The sequence below is a fragment of the Lysobacter enzymogenes genome (assembly GCF_017355525.1).
Taxonomy (GTDB): Bacteria; Pseudomonadota; Gammaproteobacteria; order Xanthomonadales; family Xanthomonadaceae; genus Lysobacter; species Lysobacter enzymogenes_C.
This window is the reverse complement of the sequence record NZ_CP067395.1, coordinates 3,364,642-3,380,634: the sequence shown is the minus strand read 5'-3', so window position 1 is coordinate 3,380,634 and position 15,993 is coordinate 3,364,642. Positions and strand designations below refer to the sequence as shown.

22 protein-coding genes are annotated in these 15,993 nt (G+C 69.7%); 12 read left to right on the top strand and 10 right to left on the bottom strand.

What is annotated here, in order from left to right; genetic code table 11:
* The first annotated feature begins 71 nt into the window (after positions 1–71).
* Together JHW38_RS14195 and JHW38_RS14190 are read left to right on the top strand one after the other, a co-directional pair.
* Positions 72–320 (top strand): hypothetical protein, encoded by a 249-nt coding sequence (locus JHW38_RS14195; RefSeq protein ID WP_207521987.1) that lies wholly within the window; start codon positions 72–74, stop codon positions 318–320.
* A 73-nt stretch (positions 321–393) separates the two neighbouring features.
* The gene (locus tag JHW38_RS14190) at positions 394–1,629 is read left to right on the top strand and encodes an MFS transporter (RefSeq protein WP_207521985.1); all 1,236 of its coding nucleotides are present in this window, start codon (positions 394–396) and stop codon (positions 1,627–1,629) included.
* Positions 1,630–1,645: 16 nt separating this feature from the next.
* Here JHW38_RS14190 and JHW38_RS14185 read toward each other — a convergent pair whose 3' ends face one another.
* The 3 genes from JHW38_RS14185 to JHW38_RS14175 form a co-directional block, all read right to left on the bottom strand.
* Entirely contained in the window at positions 1,646–2,053 is a 408-nt protein-coding gene (locus JHW38_RS14185; protein ID WP_207521983.1) for a hypothetical protein, read from the bottom strand.
* Positions 2,054–2,059: 6 nt separating this feature from the next.
* Entirely contained in the window at positions 2,060–2,722 is a 663-nt protein-coding gene (locus JHW38_RS14180; RefSeq protein ID WP_207521982.1) for a hypothetical protein, read from the bottom strand.
* A 115-nt stretch (positions 2,723–2,837) separates the two neighbouring features.
* Positions 2,838–3,191: a helix-turn-helix domain-containing protein gene (locus JHW38_RS14175; protein ID WP_207521980.1), complete on the bottom strand. Its 354-nt coding sequence runs from the start codon at positions 3,189–3,191 to the stop codon at positions 2,838–2,840.
* Between the two features lie 116 nt (positions 3,192–3,307).
* Between JHW38_RS14175 and JHW38_RS14170 the strand changes: the two genes are divergently transcribed.
* The 4 genes from JHW38_RS14170 to JHW38_RS14155 all read left to right on the top strand — a co-directional run bounded on the left by JHW38_RS14170 (position 3,308) and on the right by JHW38_RS14155 (position 5,032).
* The gene (locus tag JHW38_RS14170) at positions 3,308–3,562 is read left to right on the top strand and encodes a hypothetical protein (RefSeq protein ID WP_207521979.1); all 255 of its coding nucleotides are present in this window, start codon (positions 3,308–3,310) and stop codon (positions 3,560–3,562) included.
* A gap of 54 nt (positions 3,563–3,616) precedes the next feature.
* Positions 3,617–4,165 carry a DUF2058 domain-containing protein gene (locus tag JHW38_RS14165; protein ID WP_207521977.1) on the top strand — a complete coding sequence of 183 codons (549 nt, stop codon included), beginning with the start codon at positions 3,617–3,619 and terminating at the stop codon, positions 4,163–4,165.
* 26 nt (positions 4,166–4,191) lie between these two features.
* The gene (locus tag JHW38_RS14160) at positions 4,192–4,746 is read left to right on the top strand and encodes a hypothetical protein (RefSeq protein ID WP_207521976.1); all 555 of its coding nucleotides are present in this window, start codon (positions 4,192–4,194) and stop codon (positions 4,744–4,746) included.
* 67 nt (positions 4,747–4,813) lie between these two features.
* Positions 4,814–5,032, top strand: a complete 219-nt coding sequence (locus tag JHW38_RS14155; protein ID WP_207521975.1) for a hypothetical protein — start codon at positions 4,814–4,816, stop codon at positions 5,030–5,032.
* Between the two features lie 61 nt (positions 5,033–5,093).
* On the opposite strand, the gene JHW38_RS14150 is transcribed toward JHW38_RS14155, so the two are convergent.
* On the bottom strand, positions 5,094–5,978 hold the full coding sequence (locus JHW38_RS14150) for a tetratricopeptide repeat protein (protein ID WP_207521974.1): 885 nt from the start codon (positions 5,976–5,978) through the stop codon (positions 5,094–5,096).
* Between the two features lie 166 nt (positions 5,979–6,144).
* Here JHW38_RS14150 and JHW38_RS14145 point away from each other — a divergent pair, with 166 nt between their 5' ends.
* Both JHW38_RS14145 and JHW38_RS14140 read left to right on the top strand, forming a co-directional pair.
* Positions 6,145–6,657, top strand: a complete 513-nt coding sequence (locus tag JHW38_RS14145) for a DUF1697 domain-containing protein (protein WP_207526370.1) — start codon at positions 6,145–6,147, stop codon at positions 6,655–6,657.
* Positions 6,658–6,662: 5 nt separating this feature from the next.
* On the top strand, positions 6,663–7,040 hold the full coding sequence (locus JHW38_RS14140) for a hypothetical protein (protein ID WP_207521973.1): 378 nt from the start codon (positions 6,663–6,665) through the stop codon (positions 7,038–7,040).
* Between the two features lie 12 nt (positions 7,041–7,052).
* Here the strand turns inward: JHW38_RS14140 and JHW38_RS14135 are convergent, their stop codons facing one another.
* Entirely contained in the window at positions 7,053–7,943 is an 891-nt protein-coding gene (locus JHW38_RS14135; protein ID WP_207521972.1) for a hypothetical protein, read from the bottom strand.
* 138 nt (positions 7,944–8,081) lie between these two features.
* The gene (locus JHW38_RS14130; RefSeq protein WP_207521971.1) at positions 8,082–9,029 is read right to left on the bottom strand and encodes a hypothetical protein; all 948 of its coding nucleotides are present in this window, start codon (positions 9,027–9,029) and stop codon (positions 8,082–8,084) included.
* A gap of 149 nt (positions 9,030–9,178) precedes the next feature.
* Here JHW38_RS14130 and JHW38_RS14125 point away from each other — a divergent pair, with 149 nt between their 5' ends.
* Positions 9,179–9,940: an ATP-grasp domain-containing protein gene (locus JHW38_RS14125; RefSeq protein ID WP_207521969.1), complete on the top strand. Its 762-nt coding sequence runs from the start codon at positions 9,179–9,181 to the stop codon at positions 9,938–9,940.
* Between the two features lie 165 nt (positions 9,941–10,105).
* Positions 10,106–10,525, top strand: coding sequence for a VOC family protein (locus JHW38_RS14120; protein WP_207521968.1), 420 nt, complete (start codon positions 10,106–10,108; stop codon positions 10,523–10,525).
* A gap of 138 nt (positions 10,526–10,663) precedes the next feature.
* Here JHW38_RS14120 and JHW38_RS14115 read toward each other — a convergent pair whose 3' ends face one another.
* From JHW38_RS14115 to JHW38_RS14100, 4 genes are all read right to left on the bottom strand, one after another.
* A complete protein-coding gene (locus tag JHW38_RS14115) occupies positions 10,664–11,239 on the bottom strand; it encodes a DUF3016 domain-containing protein (protein WP_207521966.1) in 576 nt (191 codons plus the stop codon).
* A 129-nt stretch (positions 11,240–11,368) separates the two neighbouring features.
* A complete protein-coding gene (locus JHW38_RS14110; protein WP_207521964.1) occupies positions 11,369–11,728 on the bottom strand; it encodes an excalibur calcium-binding domain-containing protein in 360 nt (119 codons plus the stop codon).
* A gap of 96 nt (positions 11,729–11,824) precedes the next feature.
* The gene (locus JHW38_RS14105; RefSeq protein ID WP_207521962.1) at positions 11,825–13,909 is read right to left on the bottom strand and encodes a beta-propeller domain-containing protein; all 2,085 of its coding nucleotides are present in this window, start codon (positions 13,907–13,909) and stop codon (positions 11,825–11,827) included.
* Positions 13,910–13,993: 84 nt separating this feature from the next.
* Complete coding sequence (locus tag JHW38_RS14100) at positions 13,994–14,368, bottom strand: YciI family protein (RefSeq protein WP_207521961.1); 375 nt, start codon at positions 14,366–14,368, stop codon at positions 13,994–13,996.
* A 234-nt stretch (positions 14,369–14,602) separates the two neighbouring features.
* Here JHW38_RS14100 and tsaA point away from each other — a divergent pair, with 234 nt between their 5' ends.
* Both tsaA and JHW38_RS14090 read left to right on the top strand, forming a co-directional pair.
* Positions 14,603–15,133 carry a tRNA (N6-threonylcarbamoyladenosine(37)-N6)-methyltransferase TrmO gene (gene tsaA / locus JHW38_RS14095; RefSeq protein ID WP_207521959.1) on the top strand — a complete coding sequence of 177 codons (531 nt, stop codon included), beginning with the start codon at positions 14,603–14,605 and terminating at the stop codon, positions 15,131–15,133.
* 256 nt (positions 15,134–15,389) lie between these two features.
* Positions 15,390–15,896 (top strand): SRPBCC domain-containing protein, encoded by a 507-nt coding sequence (locus tag JHW38_RS14090; protein WP_207521958.1) that lies wholly within the window; start codon positions 15,390–15,392, stop codon positions 15,894–15,896.
* Positions 15,897–15,993 lie beyond the last annotated feature (97 nt).

Here is a 15,993-nt window from a genome sequence, read left to right as displayed (position 1 = left end):
CGAGGCTTCGGGTACGACAATGGTTACGGCCGCTCATGCCAGAATGCGGTGATCGAAGAACAGTCAAAATCATGAAAATCAGCGGTTACAGCGACGAAGGCCTGCCCATCGAAGAGATTCGTCATATCGAACTCGCCGAGATCACCCTGATGGTGACCCCGGCCGAACTGCGCCGTATCGCCGCTTTCTTCAACAATGCGGCCGATACCATGGAGCGCATGGGGTCGACTTATAGCCACGAGCACTTGTCCGACCGGCAGCAAGGCTTCGACGATTCGCCGCATTTGGTTGTGTTCAACGCCGAGTTGTTCGCCCGCTGACTCGGGCGGGCGCTGAACCTTCCCGGCCGATCTCGTCATGGCGTCCGATGCTGCAATGCACAATAATCCGCCCATGACCTCCACCACCCCCGCCCCGGGCGCCGCCGCGCCCGCCCCCGTCCTGTCCCCGCGCCAGGTCGGCCTGATCCTGTTCGCCCTGGCCATGGGCGGCTTCGCCATCGGCACCAGCGAGTTCGTGGTGATGGGGCTCATCACCGAAATCGCCCGCGCGATGGGCGTCGACGAGCCGCAGGTCGGCCATGTCATCAGCGCCTACGCGCTCGGCGTGGTGGTCGGCGCGCCGGCGCTGGCGATCCTCGGCGCGAAGATGCCGCGGCGCAGCCTGCTGCTGGCGCTGATGGGTTTCTACGCGGTCGGCAATCTGGCCAGCGCATTGGCGCCGGGCTACTACACGTTGGCGCTCGCGCGCTTCGTCGCCGGCTTGCCGCACGGCGCGTACTTCGGCATCGCCGCACTCGTGGCCGTGCGCATTACCCCGCCCGAGCAACGCGGCCTCGCGGTCGGCCGGGTGATGCTGGGCCTGTCGGTCGCTTTGCTGGTCGGCAACCCGCTGGCCACGTGGCTCGGCCAAACCGTCGGCTGGCGCTGGGCGTTCGCGCTGGTGTCGCTGATCGCGCTGGCGACGGTGGCGATGACCGCGCGCGTGCTGCCGCCCGGCATGCACGCGCCGCGCCCCGACGTGCTCGGCGAACTGCGCGACTTCAACCGCAAGCCGGTGTGGCTGGCGCTCGGCATCGGCGCGATCGGCTTCGCGGGCATGTTCTGCGTCTTCAGCTATCTCGCGCCGACCCTGGTGCACGTCACCGGCGTGCGCGAATCCTTCATTCCGTTCGGGCTGATGGCGTTCGGCATCGGCGGCATTCTCGGCACGCTCGGCGGCGGCTGGTTGTTCGACAAGCTGCAATTCCGCGCCGCGGCGTGGATCCTGGTCTGGTCGATGGCGATCCTGCTGCTGTTCCCGCTGGCCGCGCGCTCGGTGTGGACGGTGCTGCCGGCGGTGCTGGCGGTCGGCACGATGGGCGCGCTGGCCACCGTGTTGCAGGCGCACCTGATGGACGTGGCGCGTTCGGCGCAGACCTTGGCCGCGGCGTCGAACCACTCGGCGTTCAACATGGCCAACGCGCTCGGCCCGTGGCTCGGCGGCATGGCGATCAACGCCGGGTTCGGTTGGACTTCGACCGGCGTGGTCGGCGCGATGACGGCGTTGGGCGGGTTGCTGATCTACCTGTGGGCGCGCGTCGATGCGCGCAGCGACGGCGAACTGGCCGCGCTCGGCGATACCGACTGAGCGGCGCTGCGCGCGCTCATCGCGACGCGCGCGCGCGCAGGTTCGCGCCCACGTGCCAGAACGCCAGGTAGCCGGCGAACGCGATCGCCGACGACGCGAACATCGCGGCGATCGGCGCGCCGCGGCCGAACGACGCCAGGGCCAGCAGCCCCAGCGACAGGTTCAACAGCGGCCAGACCCAATGCAGCGGACGCTGGCGCAGCCAGCCCCAACTCATCCAGGCCAGCATCGCCCACGCGCCGCAACCGGCCGCGATGCCGCCGTAGGTCCGCAGCGCCTGCGGCCACACCGGCGGCGACCATCCGGGCTGGCCGATTTCGGCCAGCGCCTCGAACACCAACAACAGATAGGGCAGCAGCGCCGGCGCGCACATCGTCCACGCGATCAGCGTGAGCAACGGGCGGGTGTCGTCGTCGTCGTCCATGCGCGCTTACGGCGTCTGCACCTTACGCAGCGACAGCAACAGCGATTCCAGATGCTTCTGCCCGCGCGCAGACCACACGTTGTACAGGCAGCGCTGCCCGGCGACTTCCAGATAACCCAGATAGCCCGGCCCCGTGCCGCCTTCCAGCCCGTAGCTGATCTTGCTGCCGTCGGCCCAGCTCAGATTGTTCGGAAAGGTGTAGCCCTTGCCGTCGATGTCCACGCCGGTGCCGGCGATGCCGAACGCGCTGCGCTGGTCCGGCGCGTCGTAGGCCACGGCCCAGCCGTCGGAGAAGCTGGCGCGGCGCACCTTGATGCCGGCTTCTTTCTCCGCGCCGAGCAGCGCCAGCGGCGCGCAGCGGTCGCGGTTCTTGGCCTTCTTCCACTCGACCAGATAGACCGCCGGCACCGACTGCGCCGACACTGCCGCGCCTTGCCACGGGGCGAGCGCGCCGCCGCTGCCGGTGGCGACCGGGGCCGAGGACAACGCCGGCGCGGCCGGCTTCGTCGCTGCTGCGGGCTTGGCCGCTGCGGCCGGCGCGGCCGCTGTGGCCGGCGTGGTGCGGGCGGGATCGGTGTGGACGCGGAAGCGGGCCTTGGGTTCTTCGGCTTGCGCGCCGAGGGCGGACAGGCCGAGGGCCAGCGCGAGCAGGGAGGGGGCGATCTTCATGAGGTGCTGTCGTTCCTTGAAGCAAGGGAGAGAGGGTGCGGCCGGGGCGCGAAAGGCGCCGGCGTTGCGCGCGATTCTAGCGAGCGGCGCGCGCGACGAGGTTGCGTTGCGTGGCTCAGTCTTCGATCAGGCCGAGCAACGATTTGCGTTTTTTGGCCGACAACAAGCGATAACGAATCAACAGCGCTTGTTCGTCCGCGGTTTCGGCCGTGCGGGCTGGATTTTCCGTGGCGGGGCGTGTCTTCCGGCCCGAGCCGTTGCCTTTGCCGCCGATCAGCCAATCCAGGCTGACGCCGTCCTTCGCGAATACACGAAGAAACTGCTCCAGATGCGCAAGATTCGGTTCGATCCTGCCGGTTTCCCATTTGGAAATCGTGACCGACGAGACGTCGAGCTCGAAGCCGAGCTTTTCCTGCGTCCAGCCTCGGGCTTCGCGCAGCGACCGTAACCTTGAGCCGAAAGTGTCCATCGGCGCAGTGTGAATAAACAGCAGCGAATTGTCCCCTCAATTGGGTTTGACATTGATACTGCAAAAATGGAAGTATCGAGGGCGCCCGATCTGGGCGACCGCCGAGGAGCATGAGCATGGACGCCGCTTCGATCACCGACTTCGCCAAGGCCCGCTTCGTCCGCTACCTGCGCCCCGACGACACTCTCGACATCGTCGCGATCCAACGCATCGCCCACGAGTTGCAGGTCCCGATGGCCTACCTGTTCACCGACACCGACGTGCTGGCGCAGATGGTCCTGGCCTTCGGCCTGCTGCCCGAGGACCGCCAGCGCGCGACCCTGGCCCGGCTGCAGCGCGAACTGTTTCCCAAAGGCCGCGGCCCGGGCTGAGGGACCGCCCGGCCCGCTTCCGGCGCCCCGGGGCGGCGTACTAGACTGCGGGCTATGCGAAATCCCCTACAAGAACAGCTGCTCAAGGCCGGCCTGGCGAAGAAGTCCCAGGCCACCCAGGCCGTGCGCGAGCAGAACAAACAGCGCCAGTCCAAGAACCCGCAGGCGCCCAGCGCCGAACAGGCCGAGGCCGAGCGCGCGCGCGCCGAGAAAGTCGAGCGCGACCGCGCGCTGGAGGCCGCGCGCAAGGCGCAGGCGCACGCGCACGAGGTGCGCGCGCAGGTGCATCAGATCGTCGAGCAGAACAAGGTGAAGCGCAAAGGCGAGATCGCGTATCGCTTCAACGATGGCGAGGCGATCAAGACCTTGTATGTCGATACGGCGCTGCGCACGCAGTTGGCCAGCGGCGCGCTGGCGATCGTGCGGCATGGCGAGGATTACGAACTGATCCCGCGCGCCGCGGTCGAGAAGGTGCGCGAGCGCGATGCGACGGCGGTGGTGCTCGATCATGGCGGCGCGCAGAAGGCTGCGCCGGCCGAGGCATTGAGCGAGGACGACGCGTACTACGCGCAGTTCAAGGTGCCGGACGATTTGATCTGGTAACTGCCCGGGCGGGTAGGGGTACGCGCATGTGGTGGAAGGCATTTCCGCGTTGCACGGTGCAGGGGCCGGTGGAGCCCGTGCCGTACGCTCATTTCGCCACCCAGGGCGCGGTTCCGCAGAAGTGCCTGCGCTGCGGTTTCATGTTGGAAGGCGAATGCACGCGCGCCATCGATCAGGTGGCGGGCTATCTCGCGTTGGATCACGGGCCTTGTCCGGTGCCTGGGTCCGGCGCGCCGGTGCGGATCCTGGCGACGGCTACGCAAGCGGGCGGCTACGTGCCCGGGAAATGTCTTGGCTGCGAGCATCTGGATGCGACGAAGGCGGTCTGCAATTACCAGCGCAGCCGATGGGGCGACTGGTCGCGCACGTTCGACTGGGGCGATTGGGAACCGGATGTGCCGAATCTCGGTGTAATCGAGGGTCGGTACGTTTCGCCGGACTTGGTGCGCGCGGTGTGCGAGGAGCGGCGCAACGATGCGCTGAAGGTTTTTCTCGCCACCAACGACGGCGCCGGATTCGCCGAGGCCTTGAAGGCTTACCAGGAGCTGCGCATGCGCTGGGAATCGAGACGCGACGCTTGAATCCATTCGATAACGCTGCGTTCGGCGAGCGACCGACCGGTGTAGCGCTTCAGCGGAACCGACACGCATGACCGATACGGCGGCGCTCAAGCGCGCGATCCGTAAACGGATGTTCCTGGCCAAGGCGCGTCCGCTGACGACGCAGGCGCTGTACGGATGGCGCTGGTGCTTGCCGTGCCGCGGCAGCGGCGATGTCTGCCGCGAGTACGAACGCGGCGACGAGCGCTGGGCGGTGTTCGAGCTGTGCGAGGACTGCGGCGGCGAGGGTGTGGTGGAGGCGGATTAGGTCCGCGGCGGAGTTCAAGGTGTCGGACGATTTGATCTGGTAAGGCGTCGCATTGCGTCGCTCAATCGGCGGGTTGGCAGATCCCGCACTTGATGTCGCGGGGAGCGGGGCCGTTCTTCGCTTTGGCCAACACCTCGCGGACATACGCTTGCCGCCGATCCATCAGCGCATCGCGCGGGGCGCCGTAACGCACGGCCAGATCGTAAAGCGCGGCGGCGTTTTCGACCGGGCCGCCTGCTAGATTCAACGTAGCCCAGTCCATCAGCAAGTTCGCCACCACCGGGTCGGGCGCGGCGACGAAGCTCGTGCGTTCGGAAAGTTGGTAGCTGAGCGCGTGATTGAGCTGCCATAGCGCGACGGGGCGGCCGTCGTTGCCGGCCGGCAGTTTCGTCGGCAGCGGCGGCACCAGGTCGGCGGAAAAACTTACCCCGGTGATGGAGCGTCCTTTCAGATAGTCCGGATCGGCCGCCATCGCGGCTTTCGCTTCGAGAATGCGCGCGTGCAGCCATTCGGTGCGGTAATGCTCGTTCGGGTCGCGCTGCATGCCGATGCGGATCCAGCGCAGCGCGACACGGTCGTGGCCGCTGAGTTCGAGCACGGTGCCCAAGTTCGCGGCGGTTTGTGCGTGGCCTGGGAAGATACGCTCGACGGTAAGGAAGTGTTCGATGGCGCGCGCGTATTTGCCTTGGCGGATCAAGACGACGCCCAGATCGTTGAGGCTCTCGAAATCCGGCCATTTGCGCGACCGCTCGATCACGTTGCGGACCCAAATGTTGTTGGGCCCGACTTTGTACGGCCGCATGCTGGCTGTCAGCTCGGTGCCGACGTACCAGTTCGGATGGAACTTGCGGCCGCTGTGATCGGTACCGACGGTGTTGATGCACGCCAACGCCGCAGGCGCCAGCGACAGCAGAGCCAATGCCGCGAACATGCGTAGCGCTTTCATCGTCGTTTCCCCCGAGATTCGTCCGTGAGCCTGCGAGGCCGAGTCTGCCAAAGCCCGCGGATTGCCGCCACCGTGCCGCGGCCGGCCCGAACCAATGGCGCTTGCGCAGCTGCGCGCGCTGGCTTGAAATGGCGCTTCCTTCGCCCGAGCCGCGCCCATGCCCGCCCTGCGCACGTACATCGCCCTGCTGCGCGCCGTCAACGTCGGCGGCACCGGCAAGCTGCCGATGGCCGACCTGCGCGCGATGTGCGAGGGCCTCGGCTTCCAGGACGTGCGCACCTACATCGCCAGCGGCAACGTGCTGTTCCGCACCGCGCTGAGCGCGGCCAAGGCCAAGGCGGCGCTGGAAGGCGCGTTGCGCGAGTACGCCGGCAAGCCGGTCGGCGCGATCGTGCGCACGGCCGAGGAGATGGCGGCCGCGCTGGCCGCCAATCCCTTCGCCGACGCCGCGCCGAACCGCGCGGTGCTGATCTTCCTCGACGCGCCGCCGCCGGCCGATGCGCTGGCGGCGGTGCGGCACCGCAAGGACGAGGAGATCGCGCTCGGCGAGCGCGAGATCTACGTGCATTACGGCGCCGGCATGGCCGATTCCAAACTGGTGCTGCCTGCGGCCAAGGATGGCACCGCGCGCAATCTCAACACCGTGGCCAAGCTGATCGCGATGGCGGGCGAGGTGTGAGCCCGGTGGAGATCCTCGACCGAGTGGAAGCGGCGGGCGGCCGCGCCGGGGTCGAATTCCTGCGCCGCGACGATGGAACTTACGGCTACCGGGAACTGGAGCCCGACGAGAACGGCGGCTGGCGCTGTCGCGATCAGAACTCGTCGCGCTTCGGCGATCTGGACACCGCTCGTGCCGAAGCCGCCGGACGAATCGAGTGGCTGCGGCGCGAGCGCGCCTGGCCTGCGCGCGATGTGGCGCCGGTGACGGTCGAGCAACCGGCAAGCGGATTGCTGCGATGCCCGTTTTGCGGCATCAGCTTCGCGCTGAGCGACCGCGACCGTTGGGGCGGCGGCCGCCACCTGCGCTGCGGACAGCGCTTGATCGTCGCTGCCGCGCCCTGAGCCGCGAGCCGCTCACATCTTGCTGACCTTGTCGAACTGCGCCTGCGCCTGATCGAGCAGCGCCCGGTCGCGCTGCGCCAGCCGTTCTTCCTCGCGGCCGGCGGCCTGGATGCGATCGATGATGCCGTTGTAGGCATCCAGGTCGCTCTGGCGGTTGAACGCCAGTTGCCCGTTCTGGATCTGCACCCGCTTGCGCGCGGTTTCCATCAGTTCGATGGCTTGCAGCATCAGGTCGCAGACCTCGCGCTGGTTGCGGATGAGCTGATCTTCCAGCGCGATGCGGCCGGTCGTGGAGCGGCCGTACTGGGCCATCAACTCGTCGCGGTTGGGCAGCCGGCTGACCAGGATTTCGACTCGCGCGCGCAGGTCGGTGCGGGCTTTATCGCCGTCGGCGGAGGATCGTTCGATCAGCGCCAGATAGCGCTGCGCGGTCTCGCGGCCGGCGCGGCGGCCTTGCGCGCTGGTCAGTTGCTCCGGCGCCAGCACCCGCGACAGGTTCAGCGCTTTGACCTCGGCGGCGATGAGCGCCTGTTGCCGATGGTTGCGCCCGCCGATTTCGCGCAGCGCCGCGTTGAAGCCGCGCAGCATCTCGGCTTCGTTGCGCGCCGGGACGGTTTCGCCGGCCTTGGGCACCGGCGCGTCGGCGCGGCTGGCCTTGCCGTCGACCAGCTTGCGCTGTTGGTCGATCAGTTCGCTGCCGGTTTCGCGCAGGGCGAGCAGTTCCTTCTGGGTGTCTTGGTGGCGCTTGACCCCGACGTAGGCGCCGTAGCCGACCAGGGCGGCGACGATCACGGTGGCGCCGACGATGCCCCAGACCAGGGTCATCTGGCCTTGCCCGCGCTGCGCGGTCGCTTGCGGCCGCGTCGCGCGGCGGTGGTGGTGGTGTGCGGAGTTGCCGAACATCCTGTGTTCCCCTTTCGCGGCCGCCGCGGCCCCCTGCCGCGGCGCGCCTGCGGCGAGTATCGGCGATGCCCGTGGCCGCGGCCAAGCGGCGGCGATTCGCGGCCGCCGGCTCAGGGACGGATGTTCAGGGACGCAGGTTCAGGGCCTGATGTTGTCGATCTCGTCCAGCGCCGCCTGGGTGCGCGCCTGCCGCTGGATTTCGATCTTCTGGCGTTGCTCGACCAACTGGTTGATTTCGCCGATCAGCCGGTTGTATTGCTCGCCGAGCTTGGGATCGGCGAACACCAGGGCGCCGTCGTCGTTGAGGTCGATGTTCTTGCGCTGCGCGTCGGCCAGATCGTAGACGCGCTCGATCGTGTCGATGGTGGCGCGGCGGTTGTTCATCAGCGCCGCGTCCTCCTCGCTTTCGCGCGACAGGTTGCGGGCGAATTCGAGCATGATCGCGCGGCCGTCGGCGCTTTCGCCGAACAGCGCGCGCAGGCGCCGGGCAGCGTCGACCTGGCTGGCGCGTTTGACCGACAGCGAGTAGTTGAGCAGCTGCACGTACTCGCGGTTGGCGCGGCGCGCGGCCAGGGTGCCTTCGGCGCCGAGCAGGGTTTCCGGCAGCAGCTGGTTTTCCAGGCGCAGGGCGTCGATGCGCGCTTCGACCTGGGCCTGGCGGTAGCGGCTGCGGTCGCCGACCTCGCGCATGATCGTGGCGATGCCGGCCATCGTCGCCTTGGCCGTGCGCGCCAGCGGCAGCGCGGTCGCGGCCGAGGGCAGCGGGCCGGCGAGGTTCTCGCTGCCGTCGGGGCGGTTGAGGCGCTGTTGCTCGCGCAGCAGCAGTTCGCGGCTGTCGGCGGCGTCGTTGCGCGCCTTGGCGCGCACGGCGATGTAGTTGGTTACGTCGTCGTAGGCCAGCGACATCACGAACACGGTGATGACGATGGCGGCGATGATCGGGATCATGCGCCGCGCCAGCGGGGTGTCGCGCCAGAACCGCCACGTCCGCGACTTGCCCGCGCCCGGCAGCGGCATGCCGCAATGCGGGCAACGCCATTCGGCCGGGCCGATGGGCTGTTGGCAATTGCGGCAACGGGTGGACAACGGCCGGCCTCCTGGCGCGGGCCCGCCGCGGCGGCGGGGTGGCGCGATTATCGGCGAGGGCGCGGGGCGGCGGCCAGCCCCGGGCGGGCGTTCTGCGGCGGCGGTGCGCTGGCTACACTGCGGACTTCGTCCACGCCAGCGATGGTTGCATGTTCCGCATCGCGTACCTCGAACAACGCGGCGCCGCCCTCGAACACGAGGAGCGGCTGGCGGCGCAGGCGCTGCAACGGCGCGGGCTCGACATCCGGCCTTATCGGCGCAAGCACATCGAGCGGCGCGCCTTGCCGCTGGACGAGACCTGTTTCGTGATGGGCACGGCGCCGAGCGTGCAAGGCGCGATGAAGCAGCTCGGCATCTCGGTGCCGGCGCCGGACGATTACCCTGCGGCGCTGCAGCCGTGGTTGCGGCGGCGGGTGTGGCGCGAAAGCTTGGGCGCGGTCGAGGCCTGGGTGTCGGAATCGGCCCGGGGCGGGTTGTTCGTGAAGCCGGCCGAGCGGTTGAAGACCTTCACCGGCCGGGTCTTCAGCCATCCCGGCGATCTGTATTTCCTCGGCGGCACCTCGCGCCGGCAATCGGTGTGGTGCTCGCAACTGGTGCGCTGGCGTTCGGAGTTCCGCGCCTACGTGATCGGCGCGCAGGTGGTCGCGCTGGCGCATTACGACGGCGACCCGGCGCTGCGCCCGTGCGAGCGGACCGTCGCCGAGGCGGTGCGCGCCTACCACGACAGCGGCGCGGCGCCGGCCGGCTACGGCATCGATTTCGGCGTGCTCGACGACGGCCGCACGGCGCTGGTCGAAGCCAACGACGGTTATGCGCTCGGCGCCTACGAGATCGCCGCCGAACCGTATGCCGACTTGCTGCTGGCGCGCTGGGCGCAATTGCTGGCTACCCGAACGCCGGCGCCGGGCTGACCGAGCGTTCGCAATCGGCACAGGACGGCCGCGGCGCCCGGCGGAAAATAATTTCGTCGGGCTTGTCGATTCCTGCGATCCTGGCTCGTCGTTGTCATGAGCAGGCGGGAACAGACCCGTATTCACGCCCGCCGCCCTTTACCCAACCCTTATCGGAGCCCCGCCATGACCACCCACGCCCAACTGTTCGTCAACCTGCCGGTGCAGAACCTCGACCGCGCGGTCGCCTTCTATACCCAGCTCGGCTACAGCTTCAACCCGCAGTTCACCGACGAGAACGCCACCTGCATGATCCTCGGCGAGAACCTGTTCGCGATGCTGCTGGTGCGGCCGTTCTTCCAGACCTTCACCCAGAAGGAGCTGATCGACCCGCAGCGCCAGGTGCAGACCCTGGTGGCGCTGCCGGTCGACGGCCGCGCGGCGGTCGATGCGCTGCTGGAAAAGGTCATCGCCGCCGGCGGCAAGGCGCACGAGCCCAAGGACTACGGTTTCATGTACCAGCGCGCTTACGACGACCTGGACGGCAACACCTGGGAGATCTTCCACATGGATCCCAACGCGATGCAGGGCGAAGCGCAGGCCTGAGGCCGCGCGGCGGCTGAGGCGCGCGGGCTCGAAAGCCCCGGCGCTGAAGCCGTATCGTAAAAAAACCAAGGCCCCGCATTGCGGGGCCTTGGTTGTGGGAGGGCCTTCAGGCCCGGCGCTTTCCGATCCGCTCGCGCGTCATCGCGAAGCGCTGCGCTGATCCGCCTTGAACTCGCGATAAGCCCAGGTATCGATCATCCGCTTCTCGTAGCGCAGCGGATCGGTCGCGCTGGCGGTGCGGTTGAGCCCCATCAGGAAGCTCATGTCGCGCAGGGTGCGCTCGCCTTGCTCGATGACCTGCCCGTTGGCGTCGCTGAGGGTGAACTTCAGGTCCATGCGCGGCGGATAGATGTCGCGGATGAAGCGGGTGTCGTCGAACTGCGGGCCGTGCCAGGGCTCGTAATCGCCGGCGCGCTTGATGTCGGTGATCTCGATGCTCAGGCGCTGGCCGGGCTGCAACTGGGCTTCGGTGCGCTTACGCACGTACTGGGCGAGTTGCTCGACCCAGTTGCCGCGGCGCGCTTCGAAGCGGTTGCGGCTCTGGCGGATTTCGCTGAATTGCTCGGGGTTGTCCCAGCGTACGTCGACGGCGCCCTGTTCGGGCAGCGCGCGCGGCGCCTCGGGGTCGGTGACGGCACGGGACTTGGCGCCGGCGGCGCCGCTCGCCAGGACGGCGGCGGTGGCCAGGGCCAACAGTGCGGTCCGCAGTTTCATGGCGTTCTCCGCGATCGGGTAGGGCACCGATTCTCCGCCTGCGCCGGGCCGCGGGCCAGTGCGGCGGGGCCGGCGTTGGCGGCAGTTCACGATGCTCGCCGCAACGCCGCCGTCGGCCGTTCGCGCGCGCTATTCGCAGGCGCGGCCGTCGCCGTCGCGGTCCAGGCGACGCGAGTAACCCGGCTCGCCGCGCAGGATCGGCGCCGCGCCGGCAGCGCGGGCGGCGCTGCAATTGGGGTAATAGGCTTCGGCGGACGAGCCGAAATCCAGCGCCGCAGCGCCCGGCGCCGGGCGTGCGGCGCGCCGTTGCGGCGCGGGATTCGCCCGCTGCGGCGCCGAGCCCAGCGCCGCGGCCGGCGCGGCCGCGCGGTGGCAGTGGTAGCCGCCGCGTTTGCGGTCGTGGTGGCAGCCGTGTTTGTCGAGCCCGCCGCCGTGCGCTCGTGCGGGCGGCGGCGCGGCGGCCAGCAACAGCGCCAGCGCCGCGGCCATTGCGGCGCCTGCGCGCCGTCGTTCGATCCGGTCCATCGCGTCCCCCCGTCTCCGCGCCAACGCGGCGGGAGACGGGAAGCGGACAGCGCGTTCGCCTCAGCGCGCGACCGCGACGCGCGGGGTGAAGTCGACCCGGCGCCGTTCGACGATGCGGCCGCGGTCGCGGCGGCCTTCGACCAGTTCGTAGCCGAGCAGGGCGAACACGCGGTCGCCGACGAAGATCGGGCGGGCGTTGCCGTACCAGTCCACGCAGCTGGCGACGCAGCCGTCGTCCTGGTCCGAGCCGGCCGGCGATTTGGACGCCAGCTCGCCGGCCGGGCTCAGCGCCAGATGTTGGTTGTGCAGATACAGCACCCGCGCGTTGAGCCGGCCGCGCGCGTCGCTGCCGAGGATCGGCAGGCCGAGCGTGCCGCGGTCGGCGTCGTCGCGGCGGTAGAAGAAGCCGTGGCTGCGCTGGTCGGCCTGGGCCGCGTGCGGCAGCACGTAGTCGCCGGCGACGCGCGCGTCGGCGCCCAGGCGCAGGGTGGTGAAGTGCAGGTCGGTTTCGACCGCCGGGCCCGGCATCGGCGGCAGCGGCGGAATCGAAATTTCTTCCAGCGGCACGGCCGGCGCTGCGGCCGCTGCGGTGTCCGCGTTCGCGCTCGCCGCCGTCGGCGGTTCGGGCAGCGACACCTGCTTGGCCGGCGGCGGCAGGGTCGGGCCGATCGCGATGGCATGGTCGCCGAGCGCATCGACGCGTTCGACCGCGTGCGGCAGCGGCAGCACCGCGACCGGCCCGCGCTCGGCGTAGCGCAAGGCGTAGGCGCCGCGCGGCCGTTGCGCCGGGTCGTTGCCCCAGTAGCCGTCGCCGAAGCCGAACACCAGCCAGTCGCCGATGTAGCGGGCGTGCAGCGCGCCGGCCTGGCCGCGGGCTTCGGGCAGCGCGCGATAGGCCGAGCCGGCGGCGATGCCCTGGCCGTCGCCGAACTCGCCCAGGCGCACGCGCAGCAGCGCCAGATCGCCGGCCGGCGCTTGCGAGTCCCACATGCCGTCGCCGTGGCCGCCGCTGGCGACCAGCACGTTGAGCCAACCGTCGCGTTCGAGGAACGACATCTGGTCGATCGGCGCGCCGTCGGCGCGCAGCGCGCTCGGCGCGCTGCCGTCGAGCGGCATGCGGAACACGGTGGCGAGCGGACGCGCGCCCTTGGCCGGCATCTGGTACTGCGCGCGCAGCGTCCATACATAGACCGCGTCGGGGCCGACGTAGAAGCTGCGGTTGGCTTCGCCGAGCGCGGCGCTGGAGCGGCACTGCATGCGCGCGCCGCCGAGGTCGCAGACCGTGACCGTGTGCAGGGTCGGGTCCTGCGCGTCGAGCGACTCGGGCCCGTAGTAGATGCGCTGCGCCGGCAGCAGGCGTTCGAATTCCTCCGGTTTCGCGCCGGTGTGCCAGCGGCGCAAGGCCGGCAGCGAGGCTTCCGGGTGTTGCTCGTCGTAGCCGCCGACGTGCATCGGCGAGTAGAAGATCAGCTGCTTGCCGATCAGCCGGCTGGCGTAGTTGCTGGCCGAGTAGTAGTCGTTGCTGCGCAGGTGGTAGGTGGCGCGGTAGCGCAGGCCGCCGTCGGCGCCGAGGTCGAACAGGCCGATCTCGGTGCCGCCGCGCGCGTAGCTGTAGCCGATCACCACGACCTGGCCGTCGGCGACCAGCATTTCGTCGTACCACGTGCCGTCGGGATCGCTGCCGGGCGCGAACGCGTCCACCGACGACACCGCGCGCAGTCCGTCGCCGCCGATGTCGAGGCTGAACAAGCGGCCGCGCCGCAGCACGATCAGGCGGTCGCCTTGTTTCTTGACGATGTCGCCTTCGTCGACGCCGGCGGTCTGGACGTTGGTGATGGCGTCGCTGGCGGCGGCGGGCGCCGGCTCCATCGGCGCGGGCGCTTCCGCGGCCATCGGCGCGTCGGGCACCGAGAGCGCGTCGTCCGGCCCGACCGCCGAGCCGATGTCCGCGCGAGCGGCGGCCCGCCGACGCGCGAACACGGCGCCGAGCGCCTTGTCGTCGGCGAAGGCCGGGAGGGTCTTGGGCTTGGCGTCCGCGATCGCGGCGCCGCCGGGCGGCGCGGTCGCGGGCTGGCAGGCGCCCAACAACAGCGCGGCCGCCAACGGCCAGGCGCGGGCGGGCGTGAACAACGGCGGTGCGTTCATGCGGTTCGTCCTTGAGGCGGGGTGACTGCCCTCAACGTCCTGGAGGGCCCGGCGGGGTTGCGCGCGGTGCGCGCGCGACCCGGTTTACGCGTCGAAGTGCTTGCGCACCGCTTCGAAGTCCATGACCGGTCGCACTTCGATCCGGCCGGTGCGGCTCCACGGGAACTGTTCGGCGATGCGCAGGGCCTCGTCCATGTCCGCGGCCTCGATCAGGTTGAAGCCGCCGAGGTATTCCTTGGCTTCGGCGAACGGGCCGTCCATGAAGGTGGTGCGGCCGTTGCGGGTGCGCAGCGAGGTGGCCTTCGCCGGCGGGCCGAGCATCTGCGAATCCAGCAGCTTGCCTTCCGCGCGCATCTCGTCGGCGTGCTGGATGCACCCGCGCATCATGGTCGCGTACTCGCCGTCGGGCAGGGCTTCGATCAACTCGTCGTCGTTGTAGATCATCACCAAATACTTCATTCGTGACCTCGGCAGCGGGGGCGGGGCGTTCGCCGGGCAGGATAGCGCCATCGGCGCAGGGCGATGCAGTGACAAAACGCATGCGGATTCAGGTCGGCGGCGGGGCCGGGCCGGCGCGGCCGCGTGTCGTTCCGGCGGCGGCGGCGTGGGAAGATGGCGCGGCTTGAGCGAAATCGTCGGGGGCCGAGGCTCCTTCTTCGCCCCTCATGGGTCCTTGCCTGCTCGCCACTGCCGATGTCCGCCGAATTCGTCTGCCGCCCCATCGCCTACCTGCGCTCGCCGTACGCCCAGCGCATCGACGCGCCGCACCAGTCCACGGTGGTGGCCGGCACCGAAAGCGGCGCCGCGGTGGAGGCGCGGCTGGAGTTCGTCGACGGCCTGCCGATGGAGGCTTACGCCGATCTGGCCGGGTTCGAGCGGATCTGGCTGATCTTCGCTTTTCACCGCAGCCAGGGCTGGAACGCGCAGGTCAAACCGCCGCGCGGCGGGCCCAAGCGCGGGGTGCTGGCGACGCGTTCGCCGCACCGGCCCAATCCGCTCGGGCTGTCGGCGGTGGAACTGGTGGCGGTGGAGGAGCGCGCGCTGGTGCTGCGCGGGGTCGACCTGCTCGACGGCACGCCGGTGCTCGACATCAAGCCGTACGTGCCTTACGCCGATGCGTTCGCGGGTTCGCGCGCGGGCTGGATCGATCGGATCGACGCCGCCCAGGGCGCCCATTCCGCGCCGGGTCCGAAGCGGCCGCGACGGCCGCCGGCGCGCGCGTGAGCGGCGGCTGGCGTAAGGTCTCACCGCCTGCGATCCCGGCGTGCATGCTTTTGGCCGTTGCCTTGACGGAGCGTGGCCGCAGCGCTAGTTTCCCAACCGGTTAACTACTGCGACACCCATAAACCAGCTCTACATAAGATCGATCCAACTCTTTCGATCCGTGCCGCCCGGCTTCGGTTCCCTTTCGGTTTCCGGCTCACGGCCCGGAGCCCGCGCGGGAGGCCGCGGCGCGGCGTTTCCTCCCAGGAGTTCCGACATGATGTCCGACGGTTCCAGCACGCTCGCGGTAGCGCCCGCGCGCACGACCCACCGCATCGAAGAACGCAGCATCGTTCTGCAACGCATCATCCACGCCCCGCGCGACTTGGTGTTCCTGGCCTGGACCGACCCGGTCCACGTCGCCCGCTGGTGGGGGCCGCACGGTTTCCGCAGCGTGGTGCGGCAGATGGACGTGCGGGTCGGCGGGCAGTTCCGCATCTGCATGGTCGGCCCGGACGGCGCCGAGTATCCGATCAAGGGGCTGTACCGGCAGATCGTCGCGCCCGAGCGGTTGGTCTACACCGACGACTGGGACGACGAACGCGCGCCGCAGCCGTCGGAGGTGACGGTCGATTTCGTCGAAGTGGGACCGGAGGAGACGCGGCTGACCGTGTCGATCGCGTTCCCCGACCGCGACGAGCGCGAGCGCGCGCAGGAGCAGGGCATCGTGCCGGGCTGGAGCGATTCGTTCGAGCGCGTGGACGCGTATCTGGCCGAGCGCTGAGCGCGCGCCGTCCGCGCTGTCGGGCGCGGACGGCGAGGCTTCGCGGTTGTCGGCGTTTCGCCCGCTCGTCGCGGCGCAGCGTTTTCCGAACGGTTCG

Excerpts from the sequence above, each read along its gene's own strand:
- JHW38_RS14115 (WP_207521966.1), bottom strand. The coding sequence starts at position 11,239 with ATGAAACTGCGGACCGCACTGTTGGCCCTGGCCACCGCCGCCGTCCTG.
- JHW38_RS14110 (WP_207521964.1), bottom strand. The coding sequence starts at position 11,728 with ATGGCCGCGGCGCTGGCGCTGTTGCTGGCCGCCGCGCCGCCGCCCGCA.
- JHW38_RS14135 (WP_207521972.1), bottom strand. The coding sequence starts at position 7,943 with ATGTTCGGCAACTCCGCACACCACCACCACCGCCGCGCGACGCGGCCG.
- JHW38_RS14195 (WP_207521987.1), top strand. The coding sequence starts at position 72 with ATGAAAATCAGCGGTTACAGCGACGAAGGCCTGCCCATCGAAGAGATT.
- JHW38_RS14120 (WP_207521968.1), top strand. The coding sequence starts at position 10,106 with ATGACCACCCACGCCCAACTGTTCGTCAACCTGCCGGTGCAGAACCTC.
- JHW38_RS14190 (WP_207521985.1), top strand. The coding sequence starts at position 394 with ATGACCTCCACCACCCCCGCCCCGGGCGCCGCCGCGCCCGCCCCCGTC.
- JHW38_RS14185 (WP_207521983.1), bottom strand. The coding sequence starts at position 2,053 with ATGGACGACGACGACGACACCCGCCCGTTGCTCACGCTGATCGCGTGG.
- JHW38_RS14180 (WP_207521982.1), bottom strand. The coding sequence starts at position 2,722 with ATGAAGATCGCCCCCTCCCTGCTCGCGCTGGCCCTCGGCCTGTCCGCC.
- JHW38_RS14160 (WP_207521976.1), top strand. The coding sequence starts at position 4,192 with ATGTGGTGGAAGGCATTTCCGCGTTGCACGGTGCAGGGGCCGGTGGAG.
- JHW38_RS14090 (WP_207521958.1), top strand. The coding sequence starts at position 15,390 with ATGATGTCCGACGGTTCCAGCACGCTCGCGGTAGCGCCCGCGCGCACG.
- JHW38_RS14175 (WP_207521980.1), bottom strand. The coding sequence starts at position 3,191 with ATGGACACTTTCGGCTCAAGGTTACGGTCGCTGCGCGAAGCCCGAGGC.
- JHW38_RS14100 (WP_207521961.1), bottom strand. The coding sequence starts at position 14,368 with ATGAAGTATTTGGTGATGATCTACAACGACGACGAGTTGATCGAAGCC.
- JHW38_RS14155 (WP_207521975.1), top strand. The coding sequence starts at position 4,814 with ATGACCGATACGGCGGCGCTCAAGCGCGCGATCCGTAAACGGATGTTC.
- JHW38_RS14165 (WP_207521977.1), top strand. The coding sequence starts at position 3,617 with ATGCGAAATCCCCTACAAGAACAGCTGCTCAAGGCCGGCCTGGCGAAG.
- JHW38_RS14105 (WP_207521962.1), bottom strand. The coding sequence starts at position 13,909 with ATGAACGCACCGCCGTTGTTCACGCCCGCCCGCGCCTGGCCGTTGGCG.
- tsaA (WP_207521959.1), top strand. The coding sequence starts at position 14,603 with ATGTCCGCCGAATTCGTCTGCCGCCCCATCGCCTACCTGCGCTCGCCG.
- JHW38_RS14150 (WP_207521974.1), bottom strand. The coding sequence starts at position 5,978 with ATGAAAGCGCTACGCATGTTCGCGGCATTGGCTCTGCTGTCGCTGGCG.
- JHW38_RS14125 (WP_207521969.1), top strand. The coding sequence starts at position 9,179 with ATGTTCCGCATCGCGTACCTCGAACAACGCGGCGCCGCCCTCGAACAC.
- JHW38_RS14170 (WP_207521979.1), top strand. The coding sequence starts at position 3,308 with ATGGACGCCGCTTCGATCACCGACTTCGCCAAGGCCCGCTTCGTCCGC.